General features: G+C 63.7%; 14 protein-coding genes and 1 pseudogene. 14 read left to right on the top strand and 1 reads right to left on the bottom strand.

Annotated elements, in window-relative coordinates; all coding sequences use genetic code 11:
• The first annotated feature begins 18 nt into the window (after positions 1 to 18).
• The 11 genes from EPD81_RS00075 to moaE all read left to right on the top strand — a co-directional run bounded on the left by EPD81_RS00075 (position 19) and on the right by moaE (position 13,146).
• Positions 19 to 726 carry a succinate dehydrogenase iron-sulfur subunit gene (locus tag EPD81_RS00075; protein ID WP_142803432.1) on the top strand — a complete coding sequence of 236 codons (708 nt, stop codon included), beginning with the start codon at positions 19 to 21 and terminating at the stop codon, positions 724 to 726.
• The gene (locus EPD81_RS00070; RefSeq protein ID WP_142803431.1) at positions 723 to 1,031 is read left to right on the top strand and encodes a succinate dehydrogenase assembly factor 2; all 309 of its coding nucleotides are present in this window, start codon (positions 723 to 725) and stop codon (positions 1,029 to 1,031) included. The genes EPD81_RS00075 and EPD81_RS00070 overlap by 4 nt, the downstream gene beginning before the upstream one ends.
• Positions 1,028 to 2,323, top strand: a complete 1,296-nt coding sequence (gene gltA, locus EPD81_RS00065; RefSeq protein WP_142803430.1) for a citrate synthase — start codon at positions 1,028 to 1,030, stop codon at positions 2,321 to 2,323. Before EPD81_RS00070 ends, gltA begins: the two co-directional genes overlap by 4 nt.
• Positions 2,324 to 2,371: 48 nt before the next feature.
• Positions 2,372 to 5,206, top strand: coding sequence for a 2-oxoglutarate dehydrogenase E1 component (locus tag EPD81_RS00060; protein ID WP_142803429.1), 2,835 nt, complete (start codon positions 2,372 to 2,374; stop codon positions 5,204 to 5,206).
• Positions 5,207 to 5,240: 34 nt separating this feature from the next.
• Positions 5,241 to 6,440, top strand: coding sequence for a 2-oxoglutarate dehydrogenase complex dihydrolipoyllysine-residue succinyltransferase (odhB, locus tag EPD81_RS00055; RefSeq protein ID WP_142803428.1), 1,200 nt, complete (start codon positions 5,241 to 5,243; stop codon positions 6,438 to 6,440).
• A gap of 55 nt (positions 6,441 to 6,495) precedes the next feature.
• Positions 6,496 to 7,917, top strand: coding sequence for a dihydrolipoyl dehydrogenase (gene lpdA, locus EPD81_RS00050; RefSeq protein ID WP_142803427.1), 1,422 nt, complete (start codon positions 6,496 to 6,498; stop codon positions 7,915 to 7,917).
• On the top strand, positions 7,917 to 9,080 hold the full coding sequence (gene zapE / locus EPD81_RS00045) for a cell division protein ZapE (RefSeq protein ID WP_142803426.1): 1,164 nt from the start codon (positions 7,917 to 7,919) through the stop codon (positions 9,078 to 9,080). Before lpdA ends, zapE begins: the two co-directional genes overlap by 1 nt.
• Before the next feature lie 11 nt (positions 9,081 to 9,091).
• Positions 9,092 to 11,122 (top strand): ATP-dependent DNA helicase, encoded by a 2,031-nt coding sequence (locus EPD81_RS00040; RefSeq protein ID WP_142803425.1) that lies wholly within the window; start codon positions 9,092 to 9,094, stop codon positions 11,120 to 11,122.
• Positions 11,122 to 12,327: a gephyrin-like molybdotransferase Glp gene (gene glp / locus EPD81_RS00035; protein ID WP_142803424.1), complete on the top strand. Its 1,206-nt coding sequence runs from the start codon at positions 11,122 to 11,124 to the stop codon at positions 12,325 to 12,327. The genes EPD81_RS00040 and glp overlap by 1 nt, the downstream gene beginning before the upstream one ends.
• A gap of 124 nt (positions 12,328 to 12,451) precedes the next feature.
• Positions 12,452 to 12,703 carry a MoaD/ThiS family protein gene (locus EPD81_RS00030; RefSeq protein WP_370456493.1) on the top strand — a complete coding sequence of 84 codons (252 nt, stop codon included), beginning with the start codon at positions 12,452 to 12,454 and terminating at the stop codon, positions 12,701 to 12,703.
• A gap of 5 nt (positions 12,704 to 12,708) precedes the next feature.
• On the top strand, positions 12,709 to 13,146 hold the full coding sequence (gene moaE / locus EPD81_RS00025) for a molybdopterin synthase catalytic subunit MoaE (RefSeq protein WP_142803422.1): 438 nt from the start codon (positions 12,709 to 12,711) through the stop codon (positions 13,144 to 13,146).
• Positions 13,147 to 13,180: 34 nt separating this feature from the next.
• On the opposite strand, the gene EPD81_RS00020 is transcribed toward moaE, so the two are convergent.
• Complete coding sequence (locus EPD81_RS00020; protein ID WP_142803421.1) at positions 13,181 to 13,696, bottom strand: phasin family protein; 516 nt, start codon at positions 13,694 to 13,696, stop codon at positions 13,181 to 13,183.
• Positions 13,697 to 13,909: 213 nt separating this feature from the next.
• Here EPD81_RS00020 and clpB point away from each other — a divergent pair, with 213 nt between their 5' ends.
• The 3 genes and pseudogenes from clpB to EPD81_RS00005 all read left to right on the top strand — a co-directional run.
• Positions 13,910 to 16,489: an ATP-dependent chaperone ClpB gene (clpB, locus tag EPD81_RS00015; protein WP_142803420.1), complete on the top strand. Its 2,580-nt coding sequence runs from the start codon at positions 13,910 to 13,912 to the stop codon at positions 16,487 to 16,489.
• 280 nt (positions 16,490 to 16,769) lie between these two features.
• A complete protein-coding gene (flhB, locus tag EPD81_RS00010; RefSeq protein ID WP_142803419.1) occupies positions 16,770 to 17,939 on the top strand; it encodes a flagellar biosynthesis protein FlhB in 1,170 nt (389 codons plus the stop codon).
• Between the two features lie 30 nt (positions 17,940 to 17,969).
• Positions 17,970 to 18,329: pseudogene (locus EPD81_RS00005) on the top strand (FHIPEP family type III secretion protein); the annotation flags it as partial.
• Positions 18,330 to 18,447 lie beyond the last annotated feature (118 nt).

Genomic DNA, 18,447 nt, shown 5'->3' with positions numbered 1-18,447 from the left:
CCGGCGGGAGAATCGACCATGACCCGAGTGGTGCAATTCCGCATCTATCGCTACGATCCCGACAAGGATCAGAAACCCTACATGCAAGACATTTCGGTCGAGCTCGAACCGACCGACAAGAAGCTGCTGCAAGCGCTCGTGCGCGTCAAGGCCAAGGACGATTCGCTGTCCTTCCGCCGCTCCTGTCGCGAAGGGGTGTGCGGGTCGGATGCGATGAACATCAACGGCAAGAACGGCCTGGCTTGCCTCACCGACATCGACAGCCTGGCGCAACCCATCGTGCTGCGTCCGCTGCCCGGCCTGCCGGTGATCCGCGATCTCATCGTCGACATGACGCAGTTCTTCAAGCAGTACCATTCGATCACGCCGTACCTCATCAACGACGATCCTCCGCCCGAGCGCGAACGGCTGCAGACGCCCGAGGAGCGCGAGGAGTTGAACGGCGTCTATGAATGCATCCTGTGCGCGTGTTGCTCGACCTCTTGCCCGTCGTTCTGGTGGAACCCGGACAAGTTCGTCGGCCCGGCGGGGTTGTTGAACGCCTATCGCTTCATTGCCGATACGCGCGACACGGCCACGAATCAGCGGCTCGACAACCTCAACGATCCGTATCGGCTCTTCCGCTGCCATACGATCATGAACTGTGTCGATGTCTGTCCCAAGCATCTCAACCCCACCAAGGCCATCGGCAAGATCAAGGAGCTGATGGTCTCGCGTGCGGTATGACGAGCCCCAAGGGACGGATCCGCTGGCATTGTCGGCGGGCCCTGCTCGAACTCGACCTCATCTTCCAGGATTTCCTGGAGGTCGAGTTCGACCGGCTCGGCGACGAGGAACTCGCGATCCTCGAAGAGCTGCTGGCATTGGAAGACCACGAACTGTGGGCTCTCGTCAATGGTACCCGTCCCATCCCTCGGCCGCATTGGAGCGGGATGGTCGAAAAACTGCGCGGCGTGAGGGTGCACCGGCGCACGCGCCTGACGGGTGAGGAGGGGTTCGGAACCCTCGAAAACGAAGGAGAAAAAGCATGAGCACGGAACGTAAAGCGACGCTCGTCATCGACGGCAAGGAATATCACTATCCCATTCTCTCGGGCACGCTCGGCAACGACGTGATCGACATCCGCAAGCTCGGCAGCGAAACCGGGCATTTCACCTACGACCCCGGTTTTCTCTCCACGGCGAGCTGTCGCTCTTCCATCACCTACATCGATGGAGAAAAGGGGGAACTTCTCTACCGCGGCTATCCCATCGAGCAGTTGGCCGAACAGTGTTCCTTCATCGAAGTCGCCTATCTGCTGCGCAACGGCGAGCTGCCCACCAAGGCCGAGCTCGACGATTTCGACAACCGTGTGCGGCGTCACAACATGCTGCACGACCAGATGAACCGTTTCTTCACCGGTTTTCGTCGCGACGCCCACCCCATGGCGGTGATGGTCGGCGTGGTCGGAGCCCTTTCGGCCTTCTATCACGACGTGCTCGACTTCAGCGACGCCGAGCATCGCACCGTTTCCTTCGTCCGGCTGGTGGCCAAGATGCCCACCATCGTGGCGATGGCCTACAAATACAACGTGGGCCAGCCTTTCATGTATCCGCGCAATGATCTTGGCTATGCGGCCAATTTCCTCCACATGATGTTCGGTACGCCCTGCGAGAAGTACGAGCCCAATCCGGTGCTCGTGCGCGCGATGGACGTCATCTTCACCCTGCACGCCGACCACGAGCAGAACGCCTCCACCTCCACGGTGCGTCTGGCCGGTTCCTCGGGGGCGAATCCCTTCGCCTGCATCTCTGCCGGCATCGCCTGCCTGTGGGGCCCGGCGCATGGCGGCGCCAACGAGGCCTGTCTGCGCATGCTCGAGGAGATCGGCGACGTCTCTCGCGTGGGTGAGTACATCGAGCGCGCCAAGGACAAGAACGACCCCTTCAAGCTCATGGGATTCGGTCACCGCGTCTACAAGAACTACGACCCACGTGCCAAGCTCATGCGCCAGATTTGCCACGAGGTGCTGCAGGAGCTGGGTCTGGAGAACGATCGCCTCTTCAAGTTGGCCATGGCGCTGGAGAAGATCGCATTGGAAGACGAATACTTCGTCGAGAAGAAACTCTATCCCAACGTGGATTTCTACTCCGGCATCGTGCAGCGTGCCATCGGCATCCCGACTTCGATGTTCACCTGCATCTTCGCGCTCGCGCGCACGGTGGGGTGGTTCACGCAGTGGGAAGAGATGATCACCGATCCCGAATACAAGATCGGCCGTCCGCGTCAGCTCTACGTCGGTGCGCCGCGTCGCGACGTCGTGCCGCTCGAGGCTCGGGGATGAGCCATCGTATGACCGGAACCCAGGCTCAGGCCTGAAAGAGAGATCCCCATGTACAAGGAATTCCAGGACACGACCGTCCTTTTCGGGGCCAACGCCCCGTTCGTCGAGGAGCTCTACGAGCATTATCTCGTCGATCCGCAGTCGGTCCCCGAAGAATGGCGACGCTATTTCGATGCCCTGCGTCAGGGACCGGGGCCGGAGCAGGAAGTGCCACACGCTCCGATCCGCGCCGCGTTCGAGCAAATGGCCAAGATGGGGCCGGTGCGCTTCGTCAAGACCGGCACCGACGATGGCCAGCGTCAGGTGGGGGTGCTGCAGCTCATCAACGCGCACCGCTTCCTCGGCCACCGCGTCGCCGACATCGATCCTCTGAAACTGCACGAAAAGCCGCGTGTGGAGGAGCTCGAGCCGGCCACCTATGGGCTCACGGAAGCCGATCTCAACCGCGAGTTCAACGTCGGCTCTTTCCGCGGGCTGGAGAAACAGACGGCCACGCTGCGTGAGATCCTCGATGCGCTGCGTCAGACGTATTGCCGCACCGTGGGCGTCGAATACATGTACATCACCGACACGGCACAGAAGCGCTGGCTGCAGGCGCGCTTCGAGCCGGTGCATGGCAAGGCGAAGCTCACGGTCGATCAGCAGAAACGCATCCTCGAGCGGCTCACCGCCGCCGAAACCCTGGAGCGCTACCTGCACACCCGCTACGTCGGTCAGAAGCGCTTTTCGCTCGAAGGGGGAGAGTCGGCCATCGTGGCGCTGGACGAGGCGATCCGCGTGGCCGGGCGGCATGGCGCGCAGGAAATCGTCATCGGCATGGCGCACCGCGGGCGTCTCAACGTGCTGGTCAATGTCCTGGGCAAGCCGCCGGCCATGCTCTTTGCCGAATTCGAGGGCAAGAAGGCCGAGGAGCTCACCGCCGGCGACGTGAAGTACCACATGGGTTTCTCGAGCGACGTGCTCACCCCGGGTGGGCCGGTGCACCTCTCGCTCATGTTCAACCCCTCGCACCTCGAGATCGTCAATCCCGTCGTGCTCGGTTCGGCCTACGCCCGCCAGCAGCGCCGTGACCCGGCCGAGGCCAAGGATCAGGTCGTGCCGATCATCATCCACGGCGACGCGGCGGTGGCGGGGCAAGGGGTGAACCAGGAGGTGCTCAACTTCGCCCAGACGCGCGGCTACGGCGTGGGCGGCGCGGTGCACATCGTCATCAACAACCAGATCGGCTTTACCACGTCCGATCCGCGTGACCTGCGCTCCTCCACCTACTGTACCGACGTCTTCAAGATGGCCGAGTCGCCCATCTTCCACGTCAATGGCGACGACCCCGAGGCGGTGGCCTTCGTGATGCAGCTCGCCATGGAATTCCGCAAGGAATTCAAGAAAGACGTGGTCGTGGATATCGTCTGCTTCCGCAAGCTCGGACACAACGAACAGGACGAACCGGCGGTGACCCAGCCGCTGATGTATCGCCGCATCCGGCAGCATCCGGGCACGCGCAAGCTCTATGCCGATCATCTCGTGCAGAGCGGTGTGATCGCCTCTGACGACCCCGAGCGCTACATCCAGGAATACCGCGAACATCTCGACCGCGGCGAGCTCCTCTACAATCCCGTCGTGGCCAACGTCGTGCGCAAGCACGCGATCGACTGGACCCCGTTCATCGGACAGGAATATACCGACGAGTGCGATACGTCCATTCCCGCACCCGAATATCGGCGCCTGGCCGAACGGCTCACCACGATTCCCGAAGGATTCGTCCTGCATTCGCGGGTGCAGAAGATCATCGAGGATCGGCGGGCGATGGGGCTCGGCGAGATCCCGGCCGACTGGGGATTCGGCGAGAACCTCGCTTATGCCTCGCTCGTGGCGCAGGGTTTCGGCGTGCGCCTGTCGGGCGAAGACGTGGGGCGCGGCACCTTCTTCCACCGCCACGCGGTGCTGCACGACCAGAACCGCGAGCGGCGCGACGAAGGCACTTACGTTCCGCTACAGAACATCCAGGAAGGGCAAGCGCCGTTCTACGTCTATGATTCCACCCTCTCGGAAGAGGGGACGCTGGGCTTCGACTATGGCTACGCCATCACCGAGCCGAACCAGCTCACCATCTGGGAGGCCCAATTCGGCGACTTCGCCAACGGCGCTCAGGTGGTGATCGACCAGTTCATCGCCTCGGGCGAAGCCAAGTGGGGGCGGTTGTGCGGGCTGACCCTGCTGCTGCCGCACGGCTATGAGGGGCAAGGGCCGGAGCACTCTTCGGCGCGCATCGAGCGCTATCTGCAGCTATCGGCCGAGCGTAACTGGCAGGTGTGCGTGCCCACCACCGCGGCACAGATCTTCCATCTGCTGCGCCGTCAGATGCTGCGGCGCGTGCGCAAACCCCTTGTAGTGTTCACGCCCAAGTCGCTGCTGCGCCTGAAAGAGGCTGGCTCACCCATGGAAGACTTCCTGCACGGAGGGTATCGTACCGTGATCGGTGAAGTCGAAGAGCTCGCGCCGAAGAAGGTCAAGCGCGTGCTGCTGTGCCAGGGCAAGATCTATTACGAGTTGCTCGCTTACCGGCGCGAGAAAGGGATAGACGATACGGCCATCATCCGGCTGGAGCAACTCTATCCTTTCCCGGCAGAGGCGCTCAACGCTGCCCTCAAGCCCTTCGCCCAAGCCAAGGAACTCGTCTGGGTGCAAGAAGAACCGCGCAACCAGGGCGTGTGGTACTGGCTGCTGTCGCGCCAGCATCTGAAGAACGAGCTCGGGCGCGGTCGTCGCCTACTGCTCGTCGCGCGCCCGGCCAGCTCCTCGCCCGCCGTGGGGTACCTCGCCAAGCACGTGGCGCAACAGAAGGCCGTGATCGAAGGGGCGTTCGGCCCGATCGAGGCCGATTGAGCGCGCAGTCATACCAGACCGTCAGGAGAATGACATGTTGATCGAAGTGAAAGTGCCCCAGCTGTCCGAGTCGGTGGCCGAAGCCTCGCTGGTGGCTTGGCACAAGAAGGAGGGGGAGTTCGTCAAGCGCGACGAGAATCTCGTCGATATCGAGACTGACAAGGTCGTGTTGGAGACGCCGGCTCCTGCCGATGGGGTCCTGGTGAAGATCCTCAAGGGGGATGGAGAATCCGTGACCTCCGGCGAAGTGATCGCCCAGATCGATACCGAGGCCAAACCGTCTGCCGGTGAGCCGGCGGCAGCTGCGGCACCTGCGCCGACGGCTCAGCCTGCAACCCAAGCCTCGCCGGCAGCTGCGGTGGCGAGCCCTGCCGCACGCAAGATCCTCGAAGAAAAGGGCGTCGCGCCCGAGAGCGTGTCGGGTAGCGGTCGCGGCGGCCGGATTACCAAGGAAGACGCGCTCGCGGCACAGCCGGCTGCCAAACCGGCCGCGGCGGTCGCATCTTCCGTGCCGCCCGTCGCCGTGAGCGGGGAGCGTCCCGAGCAGCGCGTGCCCATGACCAAGCTGCGCAAGCGCATCGCCGAGCGCCTGCTCCAGTCGAAGAACGAAAACGCCATGCTGACTACCTTCAACGAGGTCAACATGGCCGCCGTCATCGAGCTGCGCAAGAAGTACGGTGAGAAATTCGAGAAGGAACACGGCGTACGCCTGGGCTTCATGAGTTTCTTCGTCAAAGCCGCTTGTGCCGCCTTGAAGAAGTTCCCCATTCTCAACGCCTCGGTCGATGGCGACGACATCATCTATCACGGCTACATCGACATCGGCATCGCCGTTGGCTCGCCGCGCGGCCTGGTGGTGCCCATCCTGCGCGACGCCGACCAGCTCTCCATGGCCGAGATCGAGCAAAAGATCGCCGAATTCGGCGCCAAGGCCAAGGATGGGCGTCTATCGCTCGAGGAGCTGACCGGCGGCACCTTCTCCATCTCCAACGGCGGGGTGTTCGGCTCGATGCTCTCCACGCCGATCATCAACCCGCCGCAGTCGGCCATCCTCGGCATCCATGCCACCAAAGACCGTCCGGTGGTCGAAAATGGCCAGATCGTGATCCGTCCGATCAACTACCTCGCCCTGTCTTACGATCACCGCATCATCGATGGGCGTGAGGCGGTGCTCGGTCTCGTGACGATCAAGGAAGCCCTGGAAGATCCGGCGCGCCTGCTCTTTGGCGTGTGATTGCCGTAGGGGGCGGCACATGCCGCCCCTTTTTCGTCATGAGGAGGAAGGATCGATGCAAAGTTTCGACGTCTTGGTGATCGGCGGTGGCCCGGGGGGTTACGTCGCGGCGATCCGCGCCGCGCAGCTTGGTTTCAAGACCGCTTGTTGTGAATCCAATCCCTATGCCGACCCCAAGGGTGAACCCCGCCTCGGCGGAACTTGCCTCAATGTGGGTTGTATTCCCTCGAAGGCTCTGCTACACACTTCGCATCTCTATGAGGAGGCGGCCCATGCCTTTGCGGATCAGGGCATCCGTGTGCAGGGGCTGGCGATCGACGTGCCGGCGATGATGCAGCGCAAGGCCGGCATCGTCACCCAGCTCACCCAGGGGATCAAGGGGCTCTTTCGCAAGAACAAGGTGACCTTGCTGCCCGGTCATGGGCAGTTTCTCGGTCGCGAAGGGGAGAGCTGGCAGGTGCGCGTGGGCGAGGAGACGGTGCTCGCCAAGCACGTGATCGTGGCGACGGGCTCCAAGGCGCGCCATCTGCCGAACCTGCCGGTGGATAACCGCATCGTGTGCGACAACGTCGGTGCGCTCGAATTGCAATCGGTACCCAAGCGGCTCGTCATTGTCGGGGCCGGTGTCATCGGGCTCGAGATGGGGTCGGTGTGGCGTCGTTTGGGGTCGGAAGTGACCATCCTCGAAGCGCTACCCGACTTCCTCGCCGCCGCCGACGCGGACGTGGCCAAGGAGGCGCTGTCGCTCTTCACCAAGCAGGGGTTCAAGTTCCAGTTCGGCGTCACCATCGAGGGCGCCGAGGTAAAAGGTGATGGGGCGATCTTGCGCTACCGCGACCAGGAAGGCAAGGAGCAGACGCTGAAGGCCGACCGGGTCATCGTCTCGGTGGGGCGCGTGCCCAACACCGACGGGCTCGGTGCCGAGGGGGTCGGCTTGCAGGTCAATGAGCGGGGTCAGATCGTGGTCGACGATCATTGCTGCACGAACCTGCCCAACGTCTGGGCCGTGGGCGACGTGGTGCGCGGCCCCATGCTCGCGCACAAGGCGATGGAAGAAGGGGTGATGGTGGCCGAGCGCATCGCCGGGCAGGCGGGGCACGTGAATTACGATGCCATCCCGTGGGTGATCTACACGGCGCCCGAGATCGCCTGGGTGGGCAAGACCGAGGCCCAGCTCAAGGCCGAGGGCGTGGAGTATCGCGTCGGCAAGATTCCTTTCCTCGCCAACGGACGGGCGTTGGGTATGGGGGCGCCGCAGGGTTTCGTCAAGATGATCGCCTGTGCCAAGACCGACCGCATCCTGGGCGTGCACATCATCGGGGCGAACGCCTCCGAGCTCATCGCCGAGGCGGTGGTGGCGCTGGAGTTCGGGGCGGCGTCCGAGGACATCGCGCGCATCTGCCATGCCCACCCGACTTTGTCCGAAGTGATGCACGAAGCGGCGCTGGCGGTCGATCGCCGGGCGCTGCATTTCTGATGGCCGAGCAGGTCGCGGCCGCGGCGGGTGACATCGTCGCGGCCTATGAGGCGGCGCTCGCCGAGCGGGGCTATCGTCCCGATCCGGCGCAGCGCCGCGCCGTCGAGCGGCTGCAACGCCTGTGTGAGGCGTTGTGTCGCGCCGAGCGCCCACGACCTGGGGACGAGGGGGCTGCGCGAGTCCCCTTGGGTTTTCTGCGTCGTGTCTTCGCAGCGAAGCCCAAGCATACGGCACCGACCGAGCCGGCGGTGCGCAGCGTCTATCTCTGGGGGGGCGTGGGGCGTGGCAAGAGCTTCGTGATGGACGTGTTCTTCGAATCTTGCCCCTTTGCCGCCAAGAAGCGGGTGCATTTCCACGCCTTCATGCAGCGCGTGCATGAAAATTTGCGCCGGCACAAGGAGGTTCCCGATCCGCTTGCCAAGGTGGCCGAGGACATCGCCGCAGAGGTGCGGCTGCTGTGTTTCGACGAATTCCACGTCTCGGACATCGCCGATGCCATGATTCTGGGTCGGCTGCTGGAAGCCTTGCTCGCACGCGGCGTGGTCTTCGTGCTCACCTCGAACTATCCGCCGCATGGGCTCTATCCCAACGGGCTCATGCGGGTGAATTTCCTGCCCACCATCGCCCTCATCGAACGGACCTTCGACGTGCTGGAGGTCGATTCGGGCACCGACTATCGCCTGCGCACCCTGGAGAACGTCGAGCTCTACCTCGTGCCGCCTTCGCCCGAGAACGAGGCCAAGCTGCGGGAGGATTTCCGCCGCCTCACGGGGCATGAGCCGGTGCCTGGTACCTACCCGATCTTCGGCCGAGAAATTCCTTGTCTCGGTCGGCACCAGGACGTGATCTGGTTCACCTTCGCGGCGCTGTGCGACGGGCCGCGCTCGCAGAACGACTACCTGGAAATCGCGCGCGAACACGACACGGTGCTCCTAAGCGGCATCCCGCGGATGGGGCCGGCACAGGCTTCGCAGGCGCGGCGTTTCACCTGGCTCATCGACGTGCTCTACGATCATCGGGTGAAACTGATCGCCACCGCCGAAGCCGAACCACAGGAACTCTACCGCGAGGGCTTGAACGCGCACGAATTCGTCCGCACCGCGAGCCGCCTGATCGAGATGCGCACGCGCGACTATCTGGCCGAAGCACACCGGCCCGATTGACGGAAGCGGCAATGGACGGGGAGACGCTCGAGGCGCGCATCGAAGAGGAGCTCGGCCCGGGCGGACGGCTCGCGGCGGCGATCCCCGGGTTCGTCCATCGGCCGCAGCAGCACGAAATGGCGCTCGCCGTGGCCCGCGCCATCGAGGAGAAAGGGGTGTTGCTCGCCGAAGCCGGCACCGGCACGGGCAAGACCTTCGCCTATCTGTTGCCGGCCTTGCTCTCGGGGCGCAAGGTGATCGTGTCGACCGGCACGAAGACCTTGCAGGATCAGCTCTTTCATCGCGACTTGCCGCGCCTGAAGGCGGCGCTGAAAATTCCGGTGCGCACGGCGCTCCTCAAGGGGCGGCAGAACTACGTCTGCCTTTACCACCTGGAGCGCAACCTCGCCCACGGGCGTTTCACCACGGCCGAAGATGCGGCGCTGTTGCGGCTCATCGCGCGCTTTGCGCAGCACACGGTCTCTGGCGACAAGGCGGAATGTGCCGCTGTGCCCGAAGCTTCCTTCGTCTGGACCTTCGCCACTTCGTCGCGCGATAACTGCCTTGGTCAGGACTGCCCTCATTGGCAGGAGTGCTTTCTCATGAAGGCACGCCGCGCGGCGCAGGAGGCCGAGTGCGTGGTGGTGAACCACCACCTCTTTTTCTCCGATCTGGTGCTGCGCGACGAGGGGGTCGGCGGGCTTTTGCCGGAGGCAGATCTGGTGGTGTTCGACGAGGCGCATCAGCTGCCCGAGCTCGCGGCGGTTTTCTTCGGTGAGAGCCTGGCGTCGACCCAGTGTTTCGAGCTCGTGCGCGATGCCCGGGTGGAGGCGTTGGTGGCGGCGCCGGATTTTCGGCCCTTGCGCGACGCGATCGACGCCTTCGACAAGGCGGTGAAGGACCTGCGCTTGAGCCTGCCAGCCGAGACGCTGCGCTGGCCGCGGCAGCAGGCGCTGGAGCAGGCCGCTGGGTTCGAATCGGCCCTGCAGACCTTGATGACGAGCGCGGGCGTCTTGCGTGAGGTGCTGGCGAGCCAGCAGGAACGCAGCGAGGACTTGCAGCGGCTCGTAACCAGGGCCGAAGCGGTCGAGCGCTTGCTCGCCCAATGGGGCGAAGAAGGAGCGTGTTTCGTGCGCTGGGTGGAGGCCGTTGGTACGCGGTTTACGCTGCACCGCACGCCGATCGAGGCGGGGCCGGCGTTTTCCCGGCTCCTGAGCGCGGGGAAGCGGGCCTGGGTGATGACTTCGGCGACGCTGGCGGTGGCCGGTTCGTTCGCACATTTTCGCCGTGACCTCGGGCTGCTCGACGAGGAACTGCCGGTACGCGAAGGAATCTGGGCGAGCCCCTTCGACTATCGCCGCCAGGCTTTGTTGCTGGTGCCCCACGGCATGCCGGAGCCGGGTTCGCCGCAGCATCTGCCGGCGGTGGAGGAATTGGCCGAGCGGTTGATCCGTGCCGCCGAAGGGCGGGCGTTCGTGCTCTGTACCTCGCTCAAGGCGATGCAGCGCCTGGGTGAGGGACTGCGAGCGCGTTTGGGGGCCGAGTACACGGTGCTGGTGCAAGGAGAGGGGCCACGTCACGCGCTGCTCGAGCGCTTTCGCACCACGCCCCGAGCCGTGCTCGTCGGCAGCCAGAGTTTCTGGGAAGGGGTGGACGTCGCCGGCGAGGCCCTCTCGCTCGTCGTCATCGACAAACTGCCGTTTGCACCGCCGGACGATCCCGTGCTCGCGGCGCGCATGGAACGGCTGAGAAAGGAGGGGCAGTCTCCGTTTGCCCTGCTACAGTTGCCGCAGGCCACGATTCAGCTCAAACAAGGTGCGGGTCGACTCATTCGCAGCGAAAGCGATCGGGGCGTGTTGTGTATCTGTGATCCGCGCATGGTTACCCGAGTCTATGGCAAGATTTTGTGGTCCAGTCTGCCGCCGATGCGCCGTACGCGTGACGTGCGCCGCGCAGAGGAATTTTTGGGTACCATCGCGACGACGGCGGCGCAAGAGAATGCTGCGTCGAGCCAGGGTGCGGATGCACCCAGTGAAGACATCGGATCCAGAGGGGAAACGTAGTGACGCAAGCTTTGATGTCGTTCGAGGAAGGGGTGGCGCGGCTGCTGTCGGCGGTCGAACCGGTGCGCGACGTGGAACTCATCGATACGTTGGAGGCGCGCGGGCGTGTGCTTGCCGATGCGCTGTACTCGCCGATCAGCATACCGCGACAGGATACCGCGGCGATGGATGGATACGCCGTACGCTGCGCCGAGCTCCAACGGGTCGGCGTTCGTTTGCCGGTAAGCCAGCGTATCCCTGCGGGAACGATCGGTTTGCCGCTCGCCGAAGGCACGGTGGCGCGTATCTTCACGGGGGCGCCTTTGCCCGAAGGGGCCGATGCGGTCGTGATGCAGGAGCGCGTCGAGGTGGAGGGCGATCGGGTCGTGTTTCGCCACGTGCCTCATCCAGGTGAGTCGGTACGGCGCGCTGGCAGTGAGATCGCCCTCGGCGCCGAGATCCTCTCCGCCGGCGCCGTGCTCACCCCCCAGGCCCTGGCGTTGGCCGCAAGCGTGGGTTTTGACACCTTGCCGGTGCGTCGTCGGGTACGCGTGGCGATTTTTTCGACCGGTGACGAGCTCGTGATGCCTGGTACCCCTTTGGGGCCGGGGCAGATCTACAATGCCAACCGCTATCAGTTGCGCGCGCTGCTCGAAGGCATGGGATGTCTGGTCGATGACCACGGCGTGGTGCCCGATCGGTTGGAGGCGACGCGGCTGGCTTTGCACCGCGCGGCCGATGCCGCCGACGTGGTGATCACGAGCGGGGGGGTGTCGGTGGGCGAGGAAGATCATGTCGTGGCCGCGGTGCGTGCGCAAGGACGGCTCGATCTGTGGAAACTGGCGATCAAGCCAGGCAAGCCGCTTGCCTACGGACGTGTCGGGGCGGCGCATTTCGTCGGGCTTCCGGGTAACCCGGTCTCGGCGTTCGTGACTTTCGTCCTGTTCGTGCGCCCCTTCCTGCGTCGTTTGCAAGGAGCGAAGGAGGCTGCGTCGCGCACCTGGCGCGTGCCGGCGGGGTTCGCGCGTACCCGACCCGATCCCCGGCGTGAATTCTTACGAGTGCGGCTCGATGCGCGTGGCTGGGCCGTGCCTTACCCCGACCAGGGGTCGTCGGCCCTGGCTTCGCTCGTGTGGGCTGACGGCCTGGTGGATCTTCCTCCGGGCACCCCGGTGCAGACGGGGGATCTCGTGCGGTATTGGCCCTTGGCGGAGCTGTTGAATTAGGGGTGGCACGGGGCTTTCCCGTCATCGGGCTTGGTTTCGTCGACGCGCCGTGTGCCCACGTCGACTGGCCGTGAACCCACGGGAGGGGAGTGCGACACGGCTTGCAGGAAAAGGAGGACGCATGGTGGTGAATGTGCTCTATTTTGCGGCGCTGCGCGATGCGCTCTCGATCGAAGGGGAGCGCATCCCCTTGCCGGAGACGGTGCATACGGTGGGCGCTTTGCGGACGTATCTGGGCAGCCGGGGGGCGCAATGGGCGCCTTTGCTCGAGTGGCAGAATCTTCGCTGTGCGCGCAATCGTAGCCTGTGCGGTTGGGACGAGCCGGTCTGCGATGGGGACGAGATCGCCTTTTTTCCCCCCGTCACCGGAGGTTGAACGCCATGGACGTGGTGCGGGTACAGTCCGAGGATTTCGACGTCGGGGCCGAGAGCGAACGGCTGCACTGGGCGGCCGACGAGGTGGGTGGGGTCGTCATCTTCATCGGGACGGTACGGGGCGGGGCTGTGCGGGCGATGACGCTCGAGCACTATCCAGGTATGACCGAGAAGTCGCTCGAGACTTTGGTCGAGGAGGCGCGCCGGCGGTGGTCTTTGGCGGCGGTCACGGTGATTCATCGCTTTGGGCGATTGTTGCCGGGCGAGCGCATCGTGTTCGTGGGGGTGGCGAGCCGCCACCGCGCCGAAGCGTTTGCGGCCAGCGAATTCCTGATCGATCGCCTCAAGACCGAAGCGCCGTTTTGGAAGAAAGAAGAGACGGAAGGAGGGGCTCGTTGGGTCGAGGCAAAGGAGGGAGACGAGGATAGGGCGCGCCGTTGGTGATCACAGCGCACCCTGCTCAATTCGCGTCGTCGTTTTACTTCTTGCCGCCTGGCTGCTGTTGCGCCCCGGAGATCATGCTCTGCCAGGCTTCGGTGGTCATTTTCGACATCTGCTCGAGCACGGCGCGGGACTGGTCGATCGCGCTCTGCACGGCTTTCATCGGGTCTTCACCGCCCATTTTCGGCAGATTGGTGCCCATCGATTGCATGGCCTGGGTCCATTCCTGGGAACCCGTGGTGATCGCTTCCGAGACGAGGCGGTTGAGCTCGGCCTGGGCCTTGACGGTGAGTTGGGCGATCTCGTTGATGCAGCCCATGATCTTCTCGGCCGATTTCTGCGCGAACTCCTGACGCAGCTTGAGCTGTTCCTCGGGGGCCTGGACAGCGAGCAGCGCTTGGGTGCTGCGCGCGCCTTCTTCGAAGAGGGCTTTGGCCGTTTCGATCTGCAGCGCGAGCAGGCGCTGGGTGTTGTCGATGGCCATCTGGGTGAATTTCATCGCGTTTTCCAATTGCTTTTGCTGCAATTGCGCCAAATTGTTTTGAGTCTTCATGATCTGCTCCCGCAGTAAGTATGGTGACGGACGTGGATAAAACGCCTCTTTTTTACTATAGCATCGTTCCTGGAAGGGTGCAAGAAAAATGTGATGCACTGCACAATGCCACTGGCTAAATCTTTTGGCATCTTTTGCTCCTTCGGGCTTGAATTTCTCCTATCCGGCACCTATATACAAGGCATCCATTGCTTTCCTTCGACGGAGCGTTCCATGAGATTCGACAAACTCACCACCAAGTTCCAGCAGGCGCTTCAGGAAGCGCAGAGCATCGCGGTGGGGCACGACAACCAATTCATCGAGCCACAGCATCTGTTGCTCGCGCTGCTCGAGCAGGAAGACGGCTCGACCGTGAGCCTGCTGCAGCGTGCCGGCGTCAATGTCGCCGGGCTCAAGGCGGCCTTGCACCAGGCGATCGATGCGCTACCCCAGGTGCAGGGCACGGGCGGTGAGGTGCAGATCGGGCGCGATCTGGCCAACCTTTTGAACCTCACCGACCGCGAGGCGCAAAAACGCGGTGATCCTTACATCGCCACCGAAATGTTCCTGCTCGCGCTCACTGAAGACAAGGGCGAGACGGGGCGCATCGCGCGCGAGCACGGCTTGACGCGCAAGGCGCTGGAGGCGGCCATCGAACAGATGCGTGGCGGGCAGAAGGTGGAGACGCCCGAGGCCGAGGCGCAGCGCGGGGTGCTGGAGAAATATACCATCGACCTCACCGAGCGGGCGCGTCGCGGCAAGCTCGATCCGGTGATCGGGCGCGACGACGAGATCCGGCGCACCATCCAGATCCTGCAGCGACGCACCAAGAACAATCCCGTGCTCATCGGTGAGCCCGGCGTGGGTAAGACGGCCATCGTCGAGGGGCTCGCGCAGCGCATCGTCAATGGCGAGGTTCCCGAGAGCCTGCGCGACAAGCGCATCCTGGCGCTCGACATGGCGGCCTTGATCGCCGGGGCCAAGTACCGCGGCGAGTTCGAGGAGCGCCTGAAGGCCATCCTCACCGAGATCACGAAGGAAGAGGGGCGCATCATCCTCTTCATCGACGAGATCCATACCGTGGTGGGCGCAGGCAAGGCCGAAGGGGCGCTCGATGCGGGCAACATGCTGAAGCCTGCGCTCGCGCGCGGCGAGCTGCATTGCATCGGCGCGACCACGCTCGACGAGTATCGCAAGTACATCGAGAAGGATGCCGCGCTCGAGCGCCGTTTCCAGAAAGTGATGGTCGAGGAGCCTACCGTCGAGCAGACCATTGCCATCTTGCGCGGTCTGCAGGAGAAGTACGAGATCCACCACGGGGTGGAGATCACCGACCCGGCCATCGTCGCTGCGGCCGAGCTCTCGCACCGCTACATCACCGACCGCTTCCTGCCGGACAAGGCGATCGACCTCATCGACGAGGCGGCCGCACGCATCAAGATGGAGATCGACTCCAAGCCCGAGGCGCTCGACAAGCTCGAGCGGCGCATCATCCAGCTCAAGATCGAGCGCGAGGCGGTGAAGAAGGAGAAGGACGAAGCCTCGCAGCGGCGTCTGAAGCTCATCGAGGAAGAGCTCGAGCGGCTGCAGCGTGAATACAGCGAGCTCGAAGAGGTGTGGAAGGCCGAGAAGGCGCGCATCCAGGGTACCAAACACCTCAAGGAAGAGATCGACCGCCTGCGCGCGCAGATGCTGGAGTATCAGCGCAAGGGGCTGCTCGACAAGGTGGCCGAGATCCAATATGGACGGCTACCGCAGCTCGAGGCCGAGCTGAAGAAGGCCGAAGAGGCGGAGAAATCCGGCGCGCCGTTCAAGCTCTTGCGCACCCAGGTCGGCGCCGAGGAGATCGCCGAAGTGGTCTCGCGCATGACGGGCATTCCCGTGAGCAAGATGATGCAGAGCGAGCGCGAGAAGCTCCTCAAGATGGAAGAACATCTGCATCAGCGGGTGGTGGGGCAGGACGAAGCGGTACGGCTCGTCTCCGATGCCATCCGGCGCTCGCGCGCGGGTCTGGGCGACGAGAACCGCCCCATCGGCTCCTTCCTCTTCCTCGGACCGACGGGGGTCGGGAAGACGGAGCTGTGCAAGGCGCTCGCCGACTTCCTCTTCGATTCCGAGGATCACATGATCCGCGTCGACATGAGCGAGTACATGGAGAAACACTCCGTGGCGCGGCTCATCGGTGCGCCTCCGGGCTACGTCGGCTACGAGGAAGGGGGCTATCTCACCGAGCAGGTGCGGCGTAAGCCCTATAGCGTGATCCTCTTCGACGAGGTCGAGAAAGCGCACCCGGACGTGTTCAACGTGCTGTTGCAGGTGCTCGACGACGGTCGGCTCACCGACGGCCAGGGACGCACGGTGGATTTCCGCAACACCGTGATCGTGATGACTTCCAACCTCGGCAGCCAGCGCATCATGCAGATGTCCGGGGACGACTATCAGGTCATCAAGCTCGCCGTGCTCGCCGAGGTGCGCGGGTTCTTCCGGCCCGAGTTCCTCAACCGCATCGACGAGGTGGTGGTGTTCCATCCGCTCGCCGAGGAGCACATCGCCGGAGTGGCGCGCATCCAGCTGCGCCGGCTCGAGGCGCGGCTCGCGCGCATGGACATGGCCCTCGAGGTGACGGAAGAGGCCCTGCGCGAACTCGCCAAGGCGGGCTACGACCCGGTCTATGGCGCGCGGCCCTTGAAGCGGGCGATCCAGGATCTCATCGAGAATCCGCTCGCCAAGGCGATCCTGGAGGGCCGGTTCGGGCCGAAAGATACGATCCGCGTCACGGTGGAGAACGGGATCTTCCGTTTCGACAAAATCTGATCGAAGTCGAAAAGCAGTGCAGGCGGGGCCGCGGCGAGGGGTGCCTCGCCGTGTGCCGACGGGATCCGTCCGGAAGATGGGTCCGCTGCGCGCATCCGTTTAGGCGCTCGATTGAGGCACGAACGCCGAGCGCTTATTCTTCGAGGGTCCGAGAGCCGGCAAAGCAGCCGGCTCTTTTTTCAGGGTAGGGAAATACGGTACCAAGGGGGCGTTTTTTCGCCTTTGGTCTCGGCGCCCCGACTGCGATCATGGATGTATCGGGTAGAAGGAGGGCCACGACGTGGCCGAAGAGAGCGATCTCGAAAAGACCGAACAACCATCACCACGGCGGTTGGAAAAGGCGCGTGAAGAGGGTCAGGTTCCGCATTCGCGTGAGCTCGGGACCTTTCTCGTGCTCTTCGTTGGCGTGATCACTTTGATGATCGCAGGGGAGTGGATGGGCCGGCGTTGGGTGGGGGTGCTGACTCAAGGGTTCGCTTTCGAGCGCGATACGGCTTTCGATTTGACGCGGATGCTGGGGATATTGCAGCGGCTGTACGTCGAATCGCTGATCTCGTTCGCGCCGCTCTTGCTCTTCTTGATGCTTGCCGCGGTGGCAGGTCCCCTGATGCTGGGTGGGCTGGTGTTCGCTCCCAAGACCTTGGGTTTCCGTCTCGGGCGGCTCAATCCGATGAATGGCTTGCGCCGTATGTTTTTTTCGCTGCATGGGGCGATGGAGGTCGTCAAGTCGCTGCTCAAGGTCTCGGTGGTGGCGGCGATGGTATGGATCACCTTCCGGCGTGAGCGCGACGTCGTGCTCTCTTTGAGCGTTCTGCCGGTGAGCGATGCGGCAGGAAGTTTTTTGCGCGAGATGCTATTCGGGGCTTTGCTGATCGTGTCCGGACTCGCGCTGATCGCTGCGGTCGACGTGCCTTTCCAATTGTGGCAGTACTACAAGAAACTACGCATGACCAAAGAAGAGGTCAAGCGGGAATACAAGGAACAGGAAGGGGACCCGCACCTCAAGGCGCGTATCCGTTCGGTGCAGCGCGAGATGGCGCGTAAACGGATGATGGCCGAGGTGCCCAAGGCCGACGTGGTGGTGACCAACCCGACGCACTTCGCCGTGGCTCTGAAGTATGATCAAAAATCGATGGCCGCTCCCATGGTGGTGGCCAAGGGCAGGGGGGTCATCGCGCAGAGGATCCGCGAACTCGCCGACGAAGCTCAGGTGCCCCGCGTGGAGGCTCCGCCCTTGGCGCGTGCGCTCTATGCGCACGTCGAGATCGGCGAGACGATACCGCCGACCCTCTTCGCGGCAGTAGCCGAGATTCTGGCCTATGTGTTTCAATTGGATCGCTGGATGGCCCAGGGTGGACCCAAGCCCCAGCCGCCACAAGAAGTGCCGGTGCCACCAGAACTCGATCCGGGTGAAGTGGCCACGGCAGAGGCTGGGGACGGGGAGCCGTGAGCGCGATGTGCGCCGTAAGGGAGTGAGACTATGGCAGGAGAGCGGACCTTGATCGATTGGCGAACGTGGTTCGTGCCTTCGAAAATGCGCTTGCTGGCCGCGCCGGTGTTCATCTTCGTCGTGCTGTCGATGATGGTGCTGCCGCTGCCGCCCTTTGCGCTGGATCTCTTCTTCACGTTCAACATCGCCATGTCGGTCGTGGTGCTGTTGGTGGCGATGTATACCGTGCGCCCGCTGGATTTTTCGGTATTTCCCACCGTTTTGCTGGTCACTACGCTGCTGCGCCTTGCGCTGAACGTGGCGTCCACTCGCGTGGTGCTGCTACACGGACACACGGGGCCGGATGCAGCCGGGCGGGTGATCGAATCCTTCGGTCAGTTCCTCGTCGGGGTTGTGTACCATCCTTTCTGTAAATTCCGTTTAGCGCCTCTGGCAGGAAGTGCGCGGCGCTCGGTCTGACGCCATGACTTCGAGAAAGGAGTACGCCCATCATGGCGATGCGTGTCGA

The sequence above is a fragment of the Tepidiphilus sp. J10 genome (assembly GCF_006980785.1).
Taxonomy (GTDB): Bacteria; Pseudomonadota; Gammaproteobacteria; order Burkholderiales; family Rhodocyclaceae; genus Tepidiphilus; species Tepidiphilus olei.
The sequence above is the reverse complement of the archived record's forward strand: the minus strand, read 5'-3'. Positions and strand labels throughout refer to the sequence as shown.

What these genes read in the sequence shown, in the direction of transcription:
- lpdA (WP_142803427.1), top strand. Translation starts at nt 6,496, where the DNA reads ATGCAAAGTTTCGACGTCTTGGTGATCGGCGGTGGCCCGGGGGGTTAC.
- EPD81_RS00040 (WP_142803425.1), top strand. Translation starts at nt 9,092, where the DNA reads ATGGACGGGGAGACGCTCGAGGCGCGCATCGAAGAGGAGCTCGGCCCG.
- zapE (WP_142803426.1), top strand. Translation starts at nt 7,917, where the DNA reads ATGGCCGAGCAGGTCGCGGCCGCGGCGGGTGACATCGTCGCGGCCTAT.
- EPD81_RS00020 (WP_142803421.1), bottom strand. Translation starts at nt 13,696, where the DNA reads ATGAAGACTCAAAACAATTTGGCGCAATTGCAGCAAAAGCAATTGGAA.
- EPD81_RS00075 (WP_142803432.1), top strand. Translation starts at nt 19, where the DNA reads ATGACCCGAGTGGTGCAATTCCGCATCTATCGCTACGATCCCGACAAG.
- EPD81_RS00060 (WP_142803429.1), top strand. Translation starts at nt 2,372, where the DNA reads ATGTACAAGGAATTCCAGGACACGACCGTCCTTTTCGGGGCCAACGCC.
- EPD81_RS00070 (WP_142803431.1), top strand. Translation starts at nt 723, where the DNA reads ATGACGAGCCCCAAGGGACGGATCCGCTGGCATTGTCGGCGGGCCCTG.
- gltA (WP_142803430.1), top strand. Translation starts at nt 1,028, where the DNA reads ATGAGCACGGAACGTAAAGCGACGCTCGTCATCGACGGCAAGGAATAT.
- clpB (WP_142803420.1), top strand. Translation starts at nt 13,910, where the DNA reads ATGAGATTCGACAAACTCACCACCAAGTTCCAGCAGGCGCTTCAGGAA.
- odhB (WP_142803428.1), top strand. Translation starts at nt 5,241, where the DNA reads ATGTTGATCGAAGTGAAAGTGCCCCAGCTGTCCGAGTCGGTGGCCGAA.
- moaE (WP_142803422.1), top strand. Translation starts at nt 12,709, where the DNA reads ATGGACGTGGTGCGGGTACAGTCCGAGGATTTCGACGTCGGGGCCGAG.